This window comes from Neobacillus niacini (assembly GCF_031456445.1).
Lineage (GTDB): Bacteria > Bacillota > Bacilli > Bacillales > Cytobacillaceae > Neobacillus > Neobacillus niacini_I.
This window is the reverse complement of sequence record NZ_JAVDUQ010000010.1, coordinates 39420-56545: the sequence shown is the minus strand read 5'-3', so window position 1 is coordinate 56545 and position 17126 is coordinate 39420. Positions and strand designations below refer to the sequence as shown.

General features: G+C 43.6%; 17 protein-coding genes. 2 read left to right on the top strand and 15 right to left on the bottom strand.

All coding sequences use genetic code 11. From position 1 onward, the window contains the following. The first annotated feature begins 60 nt into the window (after positions 1-60). Entirely contained in the window at positions 61-3000 is a 2940-nt protein-coding gene (gene fdhF, locus J2Y67_RS10930; RefSeq protein ID WP_310173829.1) for a formate dehydrogenase subunit alpha, read from the top strand. 13 nt (positions 3001-3013) lie between these two features. Next, positions 3014-3493 (top strand): helical membrane plugin domain-containing protein, encoded by a 480-nt coding sequence (locus J2Y67_RS10925; protein WP_310173827.1) that lies wholly within the window; start codon positions 3014-3016, stop codon positions 3491-3493. 179 nt (positions 3494-3672) lie between these two features. Here J2Y67_RS10925 and J2Y67_RS10920 read toward each other — a convergent pair whose 3' ends face one another. Genes J2Y67_RS10920 through J2Y67_RS10850 form a run of 15 tightly spaced genes read right to left on the bottom strand, consistent with a single transcriptional unit; the run spans position 3673 to position 17120 of the window. Continuing rightward, complete coding sequence (locus J2Y67_RS10920) at positions 3673-4470, bottom strand: HoxN/HupN/NixA family nickel/cobalt transporter (RefSeq protein WP_310173825.1); 798 nt, start codon at positions 4468-4470, stop codon at positions 3673-3675. A 23-nt stretch (positions 4471-4493) separates the two neighbouring features. Further along, a complete protein-coding gene (gene bluB, locus J2Y67_RS10915) occupies positions 4494-5129 on the bottom strand; it encodes a 5,6-dimethylbenzimidazole synthase (RefSeq protein WP_310173821.1) in 636 nt (211 codons plus the stop codon). Continuing rightward, a complete protein-coding gene (locus J2Y67_RS10910; RefSeq protein WP_310173819.1) occupies positions 5093-6001 on the bottom strand; it encodes a GHMP family kinase ATP-binding protein in 909 nt (302 codons plus the stop codon). Before J2Y67_RS10910 ends, bluB begins: the two co-directional genes overlap by 37 nt. A gap of 40 nt (positions 6002-6041) precedes the next feature. Further along, positions 6042-6605, bottom strand: coding sequence for a nitroreductase family protein (locus tag J2Y67_RS10905; protein ID WP_310173816.1), 564 nt, complete (start codon positions 6603-6605; stop codon positions 6042-6044). A gap of 1 nt (position 6606) precedes the next feature. Further along, entirely contained in the window at positions 6607-7392 is a 786-nt protein-coding gene (cobA, locus tag J2Y67_RS10900; protein ID WP_310173814.1) for a uroporphyrinogen-III C-methyltransferase, read from the bottom strand. Between the two features lie 14 nt (positions 7393-7406). After that, positions 7407-8438 carry a nicotinate-nucleotide--dimethylbenzimidazole phosphoribosyltransferase gene (gene cobT / locus J2Y67_RS10895; RefSeq protein ID WP_310173981.1) on the bottom strand — a complete coding sequence of 344 codons (1032 nt, stop codon included), beginning with the start codon at positions 8436-8438 and terminating at the stop codon, positions 7407-7409. Positions 8439-8443: 5 nt separating this feature from the next. Next, positions 8444-9823 (bottom strand): cobyrinate a,c-diamide synthase, encoded by a 1380-nt coding sequence (locus J2Y67_RS10890; RefSeq protein WP_310173812.1) that lies wholly within the window; start codon positions 9821-9823, stop codon positions 8444-8446. Positions 9824-9843: 20 nt separating this feature from the next. Further along, positions 9844-10965, bottom strand: coding sequence for a cobalt-precorrin 5A hydrolase (locus J2Y67_RS10885; protein WP_310173809.1), 1122 nt, complete (start codon positions 10963-10965; stop codon positions 9844-9846). Next, complete coding sequence (gene cobM / locus J2Y67_RS10880) at positions 10962-11738, bottom strand: precorrin-4 C(11)-methyltransferase (RefSeq protein WP_310173806.1); 777 nt, start codon at positions 11736-11738, stop codon at positions 10962-10964. The genes J2Y67_RS10885 and cobM overlap by 4 nt, the downstream gene beginning before the upstream one ends. After that, the gene (gene cobI, locus J2Y67_RS10875) at positions 11735-12436 is read right to left on the bottom strand and encodes a precorrin-2 C(20)-methyltransferase (RefSeq protein WP_310173804.1); all 702 of its coding nucleotides are present in this window, start codon (positions 12434-12436) and stop codon (positions 11735-11737) included. Before cobI ends, cobM begins: the two co-directional genes overlap by 4 nt. 2 nt (positions 12437-12438) lie before the next feature. After that, the gene (gene cbiE / locus J2Y67_RS10870) at positions 12439-13644 is read right to left on the bottom strand and encodes a precorrin-6y C5,15-methyltransferase (decarboxylating) subunit CbiE (RefSeq protein ID WP_310173803.1); all 1206 of its coding nucleotides are present in this window, start codon (positions 13642-13644) and stop codon (positions 12439-12441) included. Next, on the bottom strand, positions 13631-14734 hold the full coding sequence (locus tag J2Y67_RS10865; protein ID WP_310173801.1) for a cobalt-precorrin-5B (C(1))-methyltransferase: 1104 nt from the start codon (positions 14732-14734) through the stop codon (positions 13631-13633). The genes cbiE and J2Y67_RS10865 overlap by 14 nt, the downstream gene beginning before the upstream one ends. 3 nt (positions 14735-14737) lie before the next feature. After that, positions 14738-15385, bottom strand: a complete 648-nt coding sequence (locus tag J2Y67_RS10860) for a precorrin-8X methylmutase (protein WP_310173799.1) — start codon at positions 15383-15385, stop codon at positions 14738-14740. Between the two features lie 35 nt (positions 15386-15420). Continuing rightward, positions 15421-16200 (bottom strand): precorrin-6A reductase, encoded by a 780-nt coding sequence (cobK, locus tag J2Y67_RS10855; protein ID WP_310173796.1) that lies wholly within the window; start codon positions 16198-16200, stop codon positions 15421-15423. Next, entirely contained in the window at positions 16197-17120 is a 924-nt protein-coding gene (locus J2Y67_RS10850) for a sirohydrochlorin chelatase (RefSeq protein ID WP_310173793.1), read from the bottom strand. Before J2Y67_RS10850 ends, cobK begins: the two co-directional genes overlap by 4 nt. Positions 17121-17126 lie beyond the last annotated feature (6 nt).

The window sequence follows — 17126 nt, the reverse complement described above, 5'->3', positions numbered from 1 at the left end:
ATTTTACACTGAAACACCTTTTTTAAAAACGAAAACTATAAAACAAGGGGGTCCCAACACATGAACGACAAAATGGTTACCGTCAAAATTAATAACCAAAGCTATACAGCAAAGCCAGGAGCAACCATTCTAGAAATCATCAATCAAAACGAAATCCCCCATCCACAGGTATGTTATGTTCCAGAGGTGGATCCGATCCAAACCTGCGATACCTGTATCGTCGAAGTCGATGGAAGGCTCGTCCGCTCCTGTTCGACCGCCATTACAAATGGGATGGACATTTCACTCTCTTCACCGCGCGCGAAAAACGCACAAACAGAAGCGATGGATCGCCTATTGGAAAACCACCTTCTATACTGCACCGTTTGTGATAACAATAACGGGAACTGTAAAATACATAACACCGTGGAATTAATGGAAATCGAGCACCAAAAATATCCTTACACTCCAAAGGAAGACGCAGATGCGGTAGACATGTCGCATCCCTTTTACCGCTACGACCCGAATCAATGTATCGCTTGCGGACAATGTGTCGAGGTATGCCAAAATCTCCAGGTAAATGAAACTCTTTCCATCGATTGGGAAAGAGAGCGGCCTCGGGTTCTTTGGGATAACGGCGTAAAGATCAATGATTCCTCCTGTGTCAGCTGCGGGCAATGCGTTACGATTTGTCCATGTAATGCTTTAATGGAAAAATCAATACTCGGCGAAGCTGGATTTATGAGCGGAATGAACAAAGGCCTGCTCACTTCGATGATTGATTTAGTAAAAGAAGTCGAACCCGGTTATTCTGGTATTCTAGCTGTCTCTGAAGCTGAAGCGGCCATGCGCGAAACACGCACAAAAAAGACCAAAACCGTTTGTACGTTTTGCGGTGTCGGCTGTTCCTTTGAAGTTTGGACAAAAGGCCGGAAAATTCTTAAAGTCCAACCTTCTCATGATGCTCCAGTAAATGCTATCTCTACTTGCATTAAAGGAAAATTCGGCTGGGATTTCGTCAATAGCGAGGAGCGGATTACGAAACCATTGATCCGGAAAAATGGTGAATTTGTTGAAGCTACATGGGAGGAAGCCCTCTCCTTGGTTGCAAGCAGATTAGGCGCGATTCAACAAGAAAATGGACCTGGCTCTATTGGGTTTGTCTCTTCTTCCAAAATAACAAATGAAGAAAATTATTTAATGCAAAAGCTGGCTCGTCAAGTGTTTCAGACAAACAATGTCGATAACTGTTCCCGCTACTGCCAGTCACCGGCAACAGATGGATTATTCCGGACTGTCGGGATGGGCGGGGATGCAGGCACGATTAAAGATATTGCCAAAGCAGAACTTGTCATCATTGTCGGTGCCAACCCGGCTGAAGGTCATCCCGTCTTAGCCACTCGTGTAAAACGGGCCCATAAGCTTCACGGCCAAAAGTTAATTGTGGCAGACCTGCGTAAAAACGAAATGGCCGAGCGTTCGGATATTTTTATCAGCCCAAAACAAGGCACGGATCAAGTATGGCTGATGGCTGTAACCAAATATCTCATAGACCAAGGCTGGCATGATCAAAAATTTATCGATGAAAACGTCAATTTTTTTGATGATTTTAAAACGGTCCTTGAAAAATACACATTAGAGTATGCCGAAACCATCACGGGGATTTCTCAAGAATCGCTGATTCAAGTAGCGGAAATGATCCGCAATGCTGACGGTACGTGCATTCTTTGGGGCATGGGCGTCACTCAAAACAAAGGCGGTTCCGAAACCTCCGCTGCCATTTCAAACCTGCTTCTTGCAACAGGGAACTACCGCCGTCCTGGTGCCGGCGCCTATCCGCTTCGTGGCCACAATAATGTCCAAGGGGCCTGTGATATGGGAACACTGCCCGGCTGGCTTCCAGGTTATCAGCATGTAACCGACGATCAAGCACGTTCCAAATTTGAAAGGGCATATGGTGTAATGATTGATGGAGTGCCAGGTCTTGACAGTATCGAAATGCTAAAGGCCATTAAACAAGGCTCCATGAAGGCCATGTATTTAATTGGCGAAGATATGGCGCTTGTGGATGCAAATGCGAATCATGTTCATGATGCGTTATCCAGCCTTGATTTCTTTGTTGTCCAGGATCTATTTTTCTCGAGAACAGCTCAATATGCGGATGTTATTTTACCAGCGGCGCCATCGCTTGAAAAAGAAGGAACCTTTACGAATACCGAACGGCGGGTCCAGCGTCTGTATCAAGTATTGCCGACGCTTGGCGAATCAAAGCCGGATTGGTGGATTATCCAGGAAATTGCCAATCGGTTTGGAGCCGGCTGGAACTTTAACCATCCAAGTGAAATTTTTGCCGAAATGGCGAGCCTCTCCCCTCTTTTCAGTCAGGCAAATTATGAGAACCTTGAGGACTGGAACAGCTTCTTATGGGGAAGCCTTGAAGGGGTCAGCACGCCGCTCCTTTATGTGGATGGCTTTAACTTTCCGGATAAAAAGGCTCGCTTCTCGCTATCCGATTGGATTGTTCCTGAGCAATTTCCGGATGAATATGATTTGCACATTAACAACGGCCGGATGCTTGAGCACTTTCATGAAGGAAATTTAACAAATAAATCAACTGGAATCCAGGCAAAAGTCCCTCAAATTTTTGTCGAGGTGTCGCCGGAGCTAGCTAAAGAAAGAGGTGTCCAAAATGGCTCCATCGTCCGGCTTGTCTCACCATTTGGCGCCTTAAAGTTACCAGCGCTTGTTACCGATCGGGTGAAAGCAAATGAACTTTACTTGCCGATGAATTCAACGGATAAGGATTCAGCGATTAACTTTTTAATTGGAACGACAACCGATTTACGGACCAATACCCCTGCTTATAAACAAATGAAAGTGCAGATGGAGCTTATCAATGTAGATGGAAAAAATCCGCTGCCAAAAACAAACCCGCGAAATAAACAACGCAACCCTCAAAACGGAGTCGAGGTAGAGCGTAAATGGAATCGTCCTGGGTATGTTCATTTGACAGATAAATAAGGAGGTCGTTACGTTGGCACAGCCTATTACGATAATAAAAAAAGAAATTCCTGCAAAAGAAGAAATCGAGAGTAAAAAAATCGCGAATTTACAAGCACAGTTGGCAGAGAAAGAAGCAGCTCTGAATAACCTCATGAATTTAGTTGGTGAACTCCATGAGACCGGAATCCTGGATTCGGCAAATGCCATGCTCCAGGCTAAAGAAAAAATCGCTGAAATTGCTCTGAATCAAGTCAACCGTGAGCCAGTGACAAATTTTATCAATAACTTTATGAGTGCCTCAATGGCCTTTACCGATTTTAAACCGGAACAAACAAAAAAGCTGGTCAGCAGTATGGCAGCTGGGATGAATGAGGGAACTGATTTTGTCCAAAGTAATAAAAAGGTCAAAATGTTTGACCTCATGAAGGCTTTGAATGACCCGGATATCAATCGGGCCGTGGGATTTGGTATTCATTTCTTAAAAGGGATGGGTAAAAGTTTAAAAGAATGATTTATCTGCGATAATTTAATATTTATCTGCGTTACTCAGGTATTTATCTGCGTTACTGGATCAATTATCTGCGATACTCGGGTATTTATCTGCGAAGCCTTAAAAAGCAATCAATAAGCCTTACAAAATAAACTTGCAGCATTCGTCCAAAAAGACGTTTAGCTGCAAGTTTTATTTTTCTAATCGATTGTAATGTTGACTTTTCTTTTAACTTTAAAGGTGATTAGACCGAAACAAATGACCATGGAAACGAAAATGATAACTCCGACAATTTCAAAATCTACTTCTGCCCGAGGATAAAAATAGGTAAAGGCTTCATAAAAGGAAACACCATAGGCCAAAGACACAATGATCCATCCCATTATTCTCGAGGCAGACTGTCCTAGCCGTGTTGAATGACTTACCATACGGAAAGCAACAAATGAATCGATCGTATCGGTTACCATCATGCCGACCATAAAGACGATTCCGAGTATGATAGGCATATATTTTCCCGAATTTCCGGCAGCAATCGCCCACATGGATGTTTGGCTTACCGTATCTGCAGCCATTGCAAAAAGCCCGCCAATGAGAATGACGATAAATGGATTGGTCGTTTCTTTTGCAGCACGGGGAATAAACTTCCCTTTTATTCCGCTAACCTGAAAATTTTTATCCGATTCTGGGTTTGTCTTCAATAGATTATAGACATTTAATGTACCAATACTAAAAAGTGACAATACCGAAATCCAGGTCACAAATGTATCAACATAAACCGGGATCTTAAAATCCTTTATAAAAACGCCTAAAATAACGGCAACACTTGCGACCACAAACCCATGCCCAAAAGAAAACAGTGTCCCCACCCAGCGGGCAATCGGACTATTCATCCGCAAATTATATCGTGTTAATCCATCAATACATGCCAGGTGGTCGGCATCTAATCCATGCCGGAGGCCCAGCACAAATACTAATAGAATTAATGAAAAGGTCTCCATATTTTCCTCCTAAGATGGTTTCTTTATTTTCCCCATGTCTCATGAAAAATTAGTTGCTGAAGCGTGCGTCTTTTTTCCCAATTGACTTGCTCTAGTATTGGAGAGGAAGGGTATTCATTTGTGTAGCCAATCGAAATTAAGGCAATTGGATCAATATGCGGAGGAATTTGCAGGATATCTCTTACATCACTTTTTTTATAAAAACTGACCCACCCCATCGCCAATCCTTCCGCACATGTCGCAAGCCACATATTTTGAATGGCACACGCAACGGAAAGAATATCCGTTTCTGGTATTGAGTTTCTTCCTAATACATGAGATCCGCCTCGTGTAGGATCACATGTGACACAAATGGTCAATGGCGCTTGTTTTATCCCTTCAACCTTTAAACTTAAAAATTGCTCCGCACGTTCTTCCTCATAGTGTATGGCCAATGCTTTTCGCTCTTTTTCTGCCGCCCAGGCAAGCCTTTCTTTTATTTCACCTGAACTTACTAAGATAAAATTCCATGGCTGCATAAATCCTACTGATGGGGCATGATGTGCTGCTGTTAGCACACGATCGATGATCTCGGGAGAAATAGGGTCAGGAAGAAAACTGCGAACATCTCTTCTTTTAAAGATCACATTATAAATGGCATTTTTGTCTTCCTTTTGCATGGATACTCCTCCACCTCTGATATAAAATTAAAGACCTTTATATTTGAGTTTTTAACCATTTCAGAAATTTTCCTCGTTAAATGTAAAATAACCTCATTTCGGTTCAGGATATTCCCATCTAGTAAAATCCCCATTACCGTTCCACTATGGGCGACAACAACCCCGCCTTGAAAAGCATCGGCAAGATCAATAAATTCATTTAAAAAAGGTTTTGACATGACTTTTTGATTCACACGGGCACTGATGGTCGCTCCCTTACAAATCAACGATATATTCTTGAGCTTGAAACCCTCCCGTATCCATTCATACGCTTCTAAAAAACACTCTCGATCGTGCTGATTATATCCTTTTTCAAATTGATTAAATTGAATGGTATCGACGCCCCCTCCAAGATCGATCCCAAGTAAAATGAACGGAGGCAGTGTCCCAAAGCTTTCAAGCAGTTCACCATGAATATAGTCATAGGCGACCACTTCATCGTACATCACTCCATCAGTTGGCTCGATTCTCACTGATATAGCAGAAATTATTTCTTTCGTTAAAGGGAGTGAGTAACTATCTGCAATGGCCTTTATGGCTGCTATTACATCAGCAGAACTGCTGGCCATTCCTTTGCCTTCTGGAATATTGGAACGAATCTCGAGGCGGCCGCCGCTTGGCAACCCAAACTGTTGAGTCAGCAATTCTCCCGCTTTCAATGCTTTTACTTTTAAATCTGCCACCCTCATTTCAGGCGCGGCGGGATTTGGGATAAAAACAGCCTCACTTTTCAATTGCGGGATAGGAAACGTGATTAATATTGGTTTTTCATCGATTATTCCCTGCAGGAGTTCTCCGAATGTTCCGTGACAGCTTCCCTTTCCTATTCTCATTTAGAAAACTCCTATGTACTTATTCTACTAATTCTTCCTTTTACAGCCAGATTGTTTTCTGTTGATAGGGGGTTCGAGCCGGCAATTTGATTATTGCTTGATCATCCGGATACCCAATAAAAAGATTTCCGATTATTTTTTTGTTTTCCGGTGAGCCAATGAAGTCATACATGCGATGATCTCCTACTAGTCCTACCCCTCTTGTCCTCCAAACAAAACCCAATCCCAATTCTCTTGCAGCAAGCCACATCGAATGAATGGCACAGCATACAGCGTATTCGTTGTCCCGTGTTGCCTCCTCATCGCCTGGTACGATATCGGCCGCAGCCACAATGTGAACAGGTGTGGTTTTCAGGACTTTTAAGGAACTTTCTACTAAATGGGGTTTGGTTGGAAAGCGCTCCTGTAAATATTCAGAAGCCAAAATTTCGTAGCGTTTTTTGGCTTCTCCTTTTATTACATAAAAGCTCCATGGTTCTCTCATTCGATCATTTGGAGCCCATGTTGCGGCATCTAATAAAGTGTTTATTTTTTCATCTTCGACATCTCTCTCGGCATAATCACGAATCGCCCGCCGATTTTTGATTTCTGCAATGATGGACATGCTACTCCCTCCCTATGCTCACTCCGATTTTGTCTTCCCGTTCCTGAAACCATTTTATTTTTTCCCGAATCTTAACAACTTCACCAACCAAAACAATGGCTGGATGAGTAATGCCCGCTTTTTCAGCAAGCTCCTCTATATTGACTAAGTTTCCGGTTATCGTTTTTTGCTGTGCCGTTGTTCCCCATTGAATAATGGCTGCAGGAGTGAGAGGGTTTTTTCCATGTTCGATTAATTGAGAACAAATATAATTTAAATTCCCAATCCCCATATAAAAGGCAATTGTATCGATTCCGTGGGCAAGCGCGGACCAATTCAAATGGTCTTCTTCCTTTTCAGCCCGGCCGTGACCTGTAACAATCGCGAACGATGACGCAAAATCACGATGGGTAACAGGAATCCCTGCATAGGCAGGAGCAGCGATTCCAGAAGTAATTCCCGGCACAATTTCGTATTGGATTTGGTGATTAGCTAAAACTTCCGCTTCTTCCCCCACACGGCCAAATATACATGGATCGCCCCCCTTTAATCTGGTAACAATCTTTCCTTGGGATGCTTTTTCTATCAAGAGCTCGTGAATTTGATCCTGAATAATTTGATGTTTTCCAGGAAGCTTTCCGCAAAAAATCAGCTCTGCCCCCTCTTTTGCATATTGCAGCAGGGCCTCATTCACTAAGCGGTCATATAAAATGACATCCGCTTTTTGGATGCACTCCATCCCATAAACAGTAATCAGCTTAGGGTCTCCCGGTCCTGCACCAACAAGGTACACTTTTCCATTTGTCATATCCTATCTCCCCATTATTCTTTTGAAATTCCGGCAGATGTAAAAGTGGCCATTTCTTTCAGCATCAAAGTAGCCGATTGTAAAATCGGAAAGGCAACTGCCGCACCGCTTCCTTCGCCTAAACGTAAATCCAAATCAAGTATCTGTTCCTTTCCTAATAATTGAAGGGCTGTTTTGTGTCCAGGTTCGACGGAACGATGTCCGGCAATCATATAATCACTAGCTGTACTGCAAATCTCCTTTGCCATTAGTGCTGATATTGTACATATAAAACCATCTAGTAGAATAGGAACCCGATTTGCCGCTGCTGCTAACATCGCACCTGTCATGCCCGCAATTTCCAATCCGCCCACTTTTGCCAAGATATCGATGGGGTCATTCCGGTCAGGTTTTCTTTCTTTTAAAGCTTTTTCAATGACCTCTTGCTTATGGAGAATCTTTTCGGCAGCAATTCCCGTTCCCCTGCCGACAAGACCACTGACATCTTGGCCGCTCAATACAGCTAAAATTGCACTGCTCGGAGTCGTATTGCCTATTCCCATTTCTCCAAGGATTAGACATTTGCTGCCTTGGTGAATCATATTTTCGGCTCTTTCAAAACCAACTGCAATCGCTTTTTGAACTTCTTCTCTCGTCATTGCGTCCTGTTTGCAAAAATTCGCTGTGCCATACCGTACTTTTCGATTTATTACCCCTTCTGCCTCGATATCCGCTGCAACTCCAATATCCACTACTTCAAAGGCTGCGCCGATTTGTCTGCTAAAGACATTGATAGCGGCGCCGCTGTTTAGAAAGTTCATTACCATTTGCACGGTAACTTCCTGCGGAAAAGCGGATACTCCTTCATCGACTATACCGTGGTCAGCGGCAAACACAATCACCCCTGGCGGCGAAACTACTGGAAAAGACTCTGAGGTCATTTCTGCCAAAAGAACGGCCAATTCTTCTAATCTTCCTAAACTTCCCGTTGGTTTCGTCAAGGTATCAATATATTCACGGACCTTTCGACCCATTTCTTGATCTAATGGCTCAATCTTGGAAAACATGTCATTCATTGTGGGATCCTCCTGTTTTGAAACTCCTTACATTTCTTAATCCAGTTTTCCACAAGATGAGGACATGAGCCAAAATGAAAATGAGTATAACCGGCAATTAAATTCCCGTTCATATACCCTTCTTGTTTAAAGCCGCGCATTCCCTTTGTTTGATAAGCATGCTGAATTTCCGTTGTAGGCTGAAAGGTGGAATAATGAAACTCATGGCCCCTGGCGGTCAAATTCCCCTCTAATAAGAAATTTCCTTCTTCTGGTGTGATTTCCCGATACCCTAAGGCAGCAAGATTCGTTTGCATTTTTACCTTGCCCGGGATCATTCCGACCATTTCATAATTTTTTCCATCCGTTGTTTCAATCGATTCCGTTAAATACATAAAGCCGCCGCACTCCGCCAATGTTGGCGTTTCTTTTTCAATCGCTGCCCGAATCGATTGATTGACCTCTGTTTTTTCTTGGAGCACGGCTGCAAATTCTTCTGGAAAACCGCCGCCGATATATAAGCCGTCTACATTGTCAGGAACCGTTTCACCCTTTAGCGGAGAAAATTCAATAAGCTCCGCACCGAATGCTTCTAACAATTCAAGGTTTTCCTGATAATAAAAATTAAACGCCGCATCTCTTGCAACGGCAATTCGTACTTTATTCCTTTCCCTGCTCATAAACTGCGATTCTTTTATTTCTAAGGGCGAAGCTTTCGCTACTTCAAAAAGGGCGTCCACATCGATGGTTTCAAGAACCAGGTCGCCAAGCTGATTAAAAAATGAATCCAGTTCGCCCCGTTCCACTGAGGGAATCAAGCCAAGATGCCGCTCAGGAATGGCAAGATCTGAATCCTTTTGCAAATACCCAAGGACCGGTATGCCGCATTCTTGTTCAATTGCCGTTTTAACAAGTTTAAAATGCCCTTCACTGCCAACGCGATTGGCAATCACACCGACAATATTGGCTTCTTCTAAAAATACCTGGAATCCCTTTACAATCGCAGCAGCACTTCGGGCCATACTGGAACAATTGACCACCAGCACCACCGGACTTTTCGTAATGATACTGATTTCTGCAGTCGAACCGCTATTATTCATTGGGTTTTTACCGTCATAGAAGCCCATTACACCTTCTATAATGGATATATCCGCCCTCTCACTTGCCCGGATCATAATTTCCTTTACCAATTCGTGGTCCAGCATCCAGCTGTCAATATTCCTGGATATTCTCCCGGTAACTGCCGTATGGTATGTCGGATCAATATAATCGGGACCGCATTTAAACCCCTGAACGGTGTAACCCTTTTTCTTTAATGCCGACATCAGCCCGATGGTTAAGGTTGTTTTTCCAACCCCGCTGCCTGTACCGGCAATGACAAGTCTACGACTTGACATGAAATCCCCTCCCACAATAATTAATTTGGAATGATGGCAACTGAGATTGTCACATTTCCTGATTTCTTTTTGACAAGCTCCAATTTTTTTGCTCCGCTATAAAGAATTGCTGCTGGTTCACTTACTCCATAAGCACCTGTATATTTAAAAACCGTATCTGAAGGCGTTTCAATTTTAACTGAATTCAGCTCTGTGGGTGTAAAATAAATAAACTCCCAATTGTTTTTATTCACGACTTCAAGCAATCCTGCTTCATCTTTTTTTATATCAATGGTGCAAATGGCTTTGACACTTTTCTTGGAAAAACGTAATTCCTCCAAGGTTGCCTCGATAACCGCTTCAATTTCCTCAGAAGCTGTCCCCCGATTGCAGCCGATCCCAAGGACAATTACCTTTGGGCGATATAACACTCCATTATGTAAAATAACCGCTTCTTCTTTCGAAAGCTTCCGATGGGTAATGACCAGAGCAGCGTCCGGTTTGGCTGCCAATGCTTCCGGAATGGAATCATATAACTTAATATTATCCGGAATCGAAGGTCCATAATCCCACCATTCTTTTTCCCCCGACTCTTGTACAACTGCAATTTTTTCTTCATTCACGACTGCAGCACTAACAGGGGTCAGCTTTTCTGCGGAATCCCATACCCAACCAAAACGCTTTCCAAATAAATCAACCGGAATCGTCCCCTGCACATCGGAAGCGGTAGTAATGACTGGCCGTGCGTTTAAAGCCGCAGCAACTTCTTTCGTCAATTCATTGGCTCCCCCGATGTGCCCTGAAAGAACGCTGATGACATGTTCGCCTTTATCGTCAATGACAACAACTCCAGGATCGGTTTTCTTATCCTTTAACAGCGGCGCAATCATCCGGACAACGGCACCGAGGGAAATAATAATGATCAGACCCTTATAAGCTTCAAAAAGGGAAGGCAGCAGCAGGCGGACACTTCCGGTAAACATTTGAATGCCCTTCGCCGCTTCATCCCCTTTTTCAAATTTGCCCATATAGTAGACATCTGCATGTTGAAAAGAAGACCCAAGCTTTCGGGCCAGTTCCACTCCATGCTTCGTGATGGCAACAATCGCATAATCGCCCTTCTGCACAATTGCAGCCATTTTTTCTTCCTGAAGCTCAATCATGAAGACTCCACCCCCCGGCGGAATCCGTGCGTAAAGGTTTTATCGTAGAGCTTCGAACGGTAATTTTGGTCATGGATGTTTTCATCAAGTGCCCAACCCGCTAAAATCATTGCCTGTTTTCGAATCCCGTTTGTCCGCATATCTTCATCTAAACGTTCCAATGTAGTCCGGACAATTTTTTCATCCGGCCACGATGCTTTATATACGACAGCAACTGGAGTATCCTTGCTCCAACCAGCCTCTGTTAGTTCTTTTACCAGTTTTTTAGTTAAGGTCGCACTTAAGAAAAGCGCAATCGTACAATGATGTTTTGCCAAATCGGCAAGCTTCTCACGTTCAGGTACAGGCGTCCTGCCCTCGGCCCTTGTTAAAATGAGGGTTTGCGTTAAATCAGGGATCGTCAATTCGGCCTGCGCCGCAGCCGCCGCTGCAAAAACGGAGCTGACACCGGGAACAATCTCCACGTCAATTCCTTTCTGTTTCAAAAGAACCATTTGCTCCATAATGGCACCATACACAGCAGGGTCCCCTGTGTGAACGCGAACCACCTTTTTCCCTTGTTGAATTTGACTCACCATGATCTCAACCATTTCCTCTAAATGCATGCCTGCCGTTTTCATCACTTCTGCAGAAGGTTTCGCTTTGGCAATTAATTCTTCATTGACAAGCGAATCCGCATATAGAACCACATCTGCTTCCTGAAGGTGTTGAAGTCCTTTTACTGTGATTAAATCCGGGTCTCCGGGGCCTGCCCCAATGATGTATAGCTTCATTTTCTCACCACCATTAATGTTAAGTATTCAAGCTCTGCTCCTTCAAGCTCATCAGCCCGCCAAATAATCTCTTCATTTGATGTTACCTTTGTGACAACGGAGGCTTTGTGAACTAAGTCCAAATCTCGTAATACCTCAAGCATTAGATCGATTACTTTTGCTACTTTAATAAAAATAACACAATCATTGTCCTCGATAACTTTTTTCATTGTTTCATAGTCATCACGGGCCGGAACGATTGCCACATGCTCATCCCCATCTGCTAAAGGAATGCCGAGCCTTGAAGCAGCTCCGTTTATCGAAGAAATCCCCGGTACGACTTCAATCGGTACTTCGGGATGAGTCTCTTGCATTAACCGCATCATATGAATGAAGGTACTATATAAAAGCGGATCACCCTCTGTTACAAAGGCTACATCTTTTCCTTCCTGGAGCTTCTCCCATACACTTTCCACGGTTTCGCCCCATTTTCTTTCCAGAGTAGCTGCATCTTTTGTCATTGGAAACACAAGCCCCAGCATTTCCTTTTCATGAGGCTGAAAATAAACATCGATGATGCGGTGTGCATAGCTTTTGCTGCCTTTTTGTTTTTTTGGATAGGCAATGACAGATGATTCCTTTAATTTTCGAAATGCCTTCACGGTGATGAGCTCCGGGTCTCCCGGGCCAACACCTAAGCCGTATAGTGTACCAAGCATCTTTATTCCCCTTCCTGGCGCCATGCTTCAATAATATAGATAGGATTTAAGGCATCAAATCTGGTAAGATTCAAGATTGGCTTACTTCTTGAAATTTGTGCAAGCGTAATCGCTGTATCAAATCCCCGCTCCTTGAATGCCGACATGGCTTCTGATAGATTTTCAATGGTCACGGCATTCAGGACGATGTGCCCGTCCGCTCGAAGGCGGCTGCAGCAAATATCAAGGATTTCTCCCATCCCCCCAGCCGTTCCACCGATAAATACCGCATCCGGATCTAGGAACGTGTCTAAACCTTCAGGGGCCTTCCCCTGGAAGAGCGTTGCATCGACACGAAACTTAACTAGATTTTGTTTGCAGTTTTCCAAATCTCCTTCGTTTTTCTCTATCGCAAAGATTTGTCCTTCCCTGGCGATTTTAGCTGCTTCAATCGCAACCGAACCGGTACAGGTACCAATATCCCAAACAATACTGTCCTCTTTTAAATGAAGGGCACTGATGCTTAAAGTCCGAATCTCTTTTTTAGTGATTAATCCTTTATCCGGCTTTCGTTGAAAAAATTCTTCATCGTTTATACCGATGGACCATTGTGGAGTTTTACCTGTTTTCTTTAAAACCATGACATTTAGCGGTGTAAACTCAGCATCCTGCATTTCCTCCAAGCTAAACCAGCGGCATCTTTCATTTTGGCCACCAAGGTTCTCTCCGACAAACGCCTGATATTCATTCATCTCAAAGGAGAGCAAATACTGTGCAATTTTGTTCGGTGAATTGTCCATATCCGTTAAGATTGCGACTTTTTCCTTCCCGTCAATCCGCTGTGCCAGCCCTTTCATGCTTCTTCCATGAACACTTGTAAAGTAAGCATCCTGCCATCTTTCTCCCATTTTAGCAAACGCAAGCTGAACAGAGCTTAAATGAGGATAAATTTCCAAATCGATTTTAGAAGATAAGTAGCCGCCGATTCCATAAAACAATGGATCACCGGATGCCAAAATAACAACGTTTTTAGTCTCTGATTTCAAACGGTCTACAAGCGATGAAAGCCCCCCCTCAATCACGATTTTTTCTCCCTGATATTCCGAAAAAAAGGAAAGGTGGCGCTTTCCTCCTACTAAAATATCACTCTCATCAATCCACTTTTCATACATGGGAAGCAGGCTTAATTTCCCTTCATCCCCAATACCGATCATTTTAATCGATGTCATCCATTACTTCCGCCTTTCCTAAAAACTCCCCCTTCATCGTATATAAGGAGGTGTCTACCGCAATCCCGCCGTCCACTTCCTTTAGCGCGGCGAGACAGCAATTACGACTCAGTTGTTCAAAAAATGAAGAATAGCCACGGGCAGCCATCATGTCACCTACCTGGGAAGCGGTATTTGCCTGTTTAATTTCCTCTATCAAAGTAGCATCTGCGCCTGCATTACTGGCTACTTCTGCTAAAAACTCAAAATTAATAGGGGCACTTTTCGAATGAACCATCATCGTCCCCATCGCAACTTTTGAAAATTTCCCCATCATTCCGACCATTGAAACTCTTTTCACACCTTGCTTTTTACACTGTTTCAGTGTAAAACCAACAAAGTCGCCCATCTCGACAAAAGCTTCCTCGGAGAGTTCCGGAAATTGTTTGATGGCACATTTTTCACTTCGGCCGCCAGTAGTAATGACAAGATGCTCACATCCGCTTGCCCGTGCCACGCTGATTGCCTGAATAATACTTGCCTTATAAGCTGCTGTTGAAAAGGGAACGACAATACCTCGTGTACCAAGGATTGATATTCCTCCAATAATACCCAAGCGTCCGTTCAGCGTTTTTTGGGCAATTTCTTCGCCGGCTGGTACTGAAATCACAATTTTTATCCCTTTTTTGATGCCAAAATCGCTTAAAACCCCTTCTGCTGTCTTGCAGATCATTTTTCGAGGGACGGGGTTGATGGCCGCCTCTCCGACAGGAACTGGCAAACCATCCTTTGTGACTCGGCCAACCCCGACACCACCGTCTAAGATGATTCCTGGCTCCTCAGACCATGAAACAGTTGAAATAATTAATGCTCCGTGCGTTGCATCCGGATCGTCTCCCGCATCCTTTATGATGCTTGCCGTTGCCTTCTCTTCATTGACTTCACAGCTTTCAGTTTGAAAGGTAGCGAATCGCTTAACAGGCAAATAGATAGTTGACTCAGATTGTGGTTCCCCTGTAATTAATGCCGTCAGTGCGGCCTTTGTTGCTGCCGTTGCGCAAGCCCCTGTCGTATAGCCTTCACGCAGTTTTCCTTTTGGTACTTCCTGCATGGTCTACACCCGGTCTGCAAGAATAGAAATCGCATTTAAGGCAGCAACCGTAACGGTACTTCCGCCCTTTCGGCCAATATTGGTGATAAATGGGATGTCGAGCTTGGCTAATTCTTCTTTCGATTCAGCCGCGGACACAAAGCCGACCGGCAGCCCAATCACTAGATCTGGTTTCGCCTCCCCTTCTTTAACCAGGCGGATCAGTTCAAGCAATGCAGTCGGTGCGTTCCCAATTGCATAGATACCTCCATCCACTTCCTTCACCGCTTTTCTCATCGAGATAATTGCTCTAGTTGTATTTAATCGTTTCGCCTCTTGGACTACATCCGGATCGGAAATATAAACTTGTATTTCTCCTCCGTATTTTTCAATTCTTGCTTTATTCGCCCCGCTTTGAATCATTTGAACATCAGCAACGACTTTTTTACCGCTGCGAATCGCCCGTATTCCCGCTTGGATGGCATCCGGATGAAAAAGGACGCTTTTTCCCAATTCAAAATCAGCGGATGCATGAATAATCCTCTGTACAATTGGATACTGCTCCGCCGTAAAGGAATGCTCCCCAATTTCTTCATTAATCATTTCAAAGCTTCTTCCTTCAATTTGCTCCGGCTGTATCGTTAATGGTTTAAATTCTGTACGAAAATCCATTTCCTTCACTCCTCTGTTAAAATATATGTCTTTTTTCACTTGGTCATTTGCGGAACCACCGTTTTATGTAATTCCTTTACTACATCGGAAAAATTCGAATACACCTTTCCGTAATTAATTTTCGGACGTCCTATCATGATAACCTCAATTCCAAGTTCCTTTGCCGCTTCAACCTTTTCATCGACCGAACCCACCTTGCCGCTCTCTTTCGTAATCATTAAGGTTACGCCATATTGTTTATAAAGCGCTTGGTCAAACTCCTTGGTAAATGGGCCTTGGATGGCGACAATATTTTTTTGAGGCAGACCGAATTGTTCGCATTTTTCCATATTATCAATCCGTGGCAGCATTCGGGCGATTAAACGGATATCCGGTTTTCCCAATAATTTTTCTGTAAAAATCCGGAGCGTTTTGCTTCCTGTGGTCAGCATCACCACCCCTTTTTTGGCAGCAGCGATGTCTGCTGCTTCCTCGTAGCTTTCTACAACCTTCATCTTTTCGTAATGAAAGGTTTGCGACTCACGCTCGTATCGAATATAGGGAACTCCTGCTTTTTGGGCTGCGCTTATTGCATTTTTCGATGCTTCTTCCGCAAAAGGATGACTCGCATCGACGACCGCTTGAATTCCTTTTGTTTCAATCAAACTCACCATTTCATCGTCCGTTAATCTTCCAGTTTGGACAGGAATGCCTGATTCCCGAAGTTCATTTGCAGCATTATCCGTTACAACCGTAGCCAGGAGGCTATATCCCTCTTCCAATATTTCTAAAGCCAGTGCCCGAGCATCACTTGTACCAGCTAAGACTAAAATCATCCTCGTTCCCCTGCCTTGTGCACTTCGTGTTCATGGTGATGGCCGTGATCGTCATGATGGTGGTCATGTCCGTGATGGTGATGGCCATGGCCATGGTCATGATGATGATGATGAACATGTTCCATTGCATCCAGACGGTATTGGCAGGTATCGCAGTTCATTTTCACCTCACCCTGAAGGGCTTCTTCAACACGTTCTGCCAGGATGGTTTGCAATTTAGGGTGATAGCCAAAATAGCCTGCCAATTTGAATTTAATAGCTGGATATTGATGTTCGAATGGCAGCATCATCTCTTCTAATCGTTTAATCAAAATTCCTGTAAACAAAAAGTAGGGCAAAATAATCACTTTTTTTGCACCAAGCTTTAAGCACCGCTCAATTCCTTCGTTTACAAGAGGATTTGTCACCCCCATGAAAGCTGGTTCAACAATTTTGTAGTTTGTTTTTTCCCATAGTAATCTGGCAATCTTGTATAAATCACTATTCGCATCCGGGTCGCTTCCGCCTCGTCCTAACAATAGAACAGCCGTATCAGGATCAGGTTGATCCTGATTCTCGCCGATTTCGATTAATCTTGTTTTTAAAATTTCAAACGTTTCCTCATGAACGCCGATTGGCCGGCCATAGGTAAACTGTACTTCTGGATATTTTATTTTTGCCTCATCGATCGCCGCTGGAATATGAATTTTTGAATGTCCGGCTTGCAAAAGCATAATCGGAATAACCGAAATATGGTCGGCTCCTTTTTCGACACATACATCGATTCCCTGATTTACGGTTGGTTTTTCAAATTCCAAAAAACTCGTCTGAACGAGGATGGACTCGTCCCAATTCTTTCTCATCGCTTCAATGAATTGACGGACCTGATCATTCCCTTCGCGATCCTTACTACCATGACCCACAAATAATATTGCTTTCAAACTATT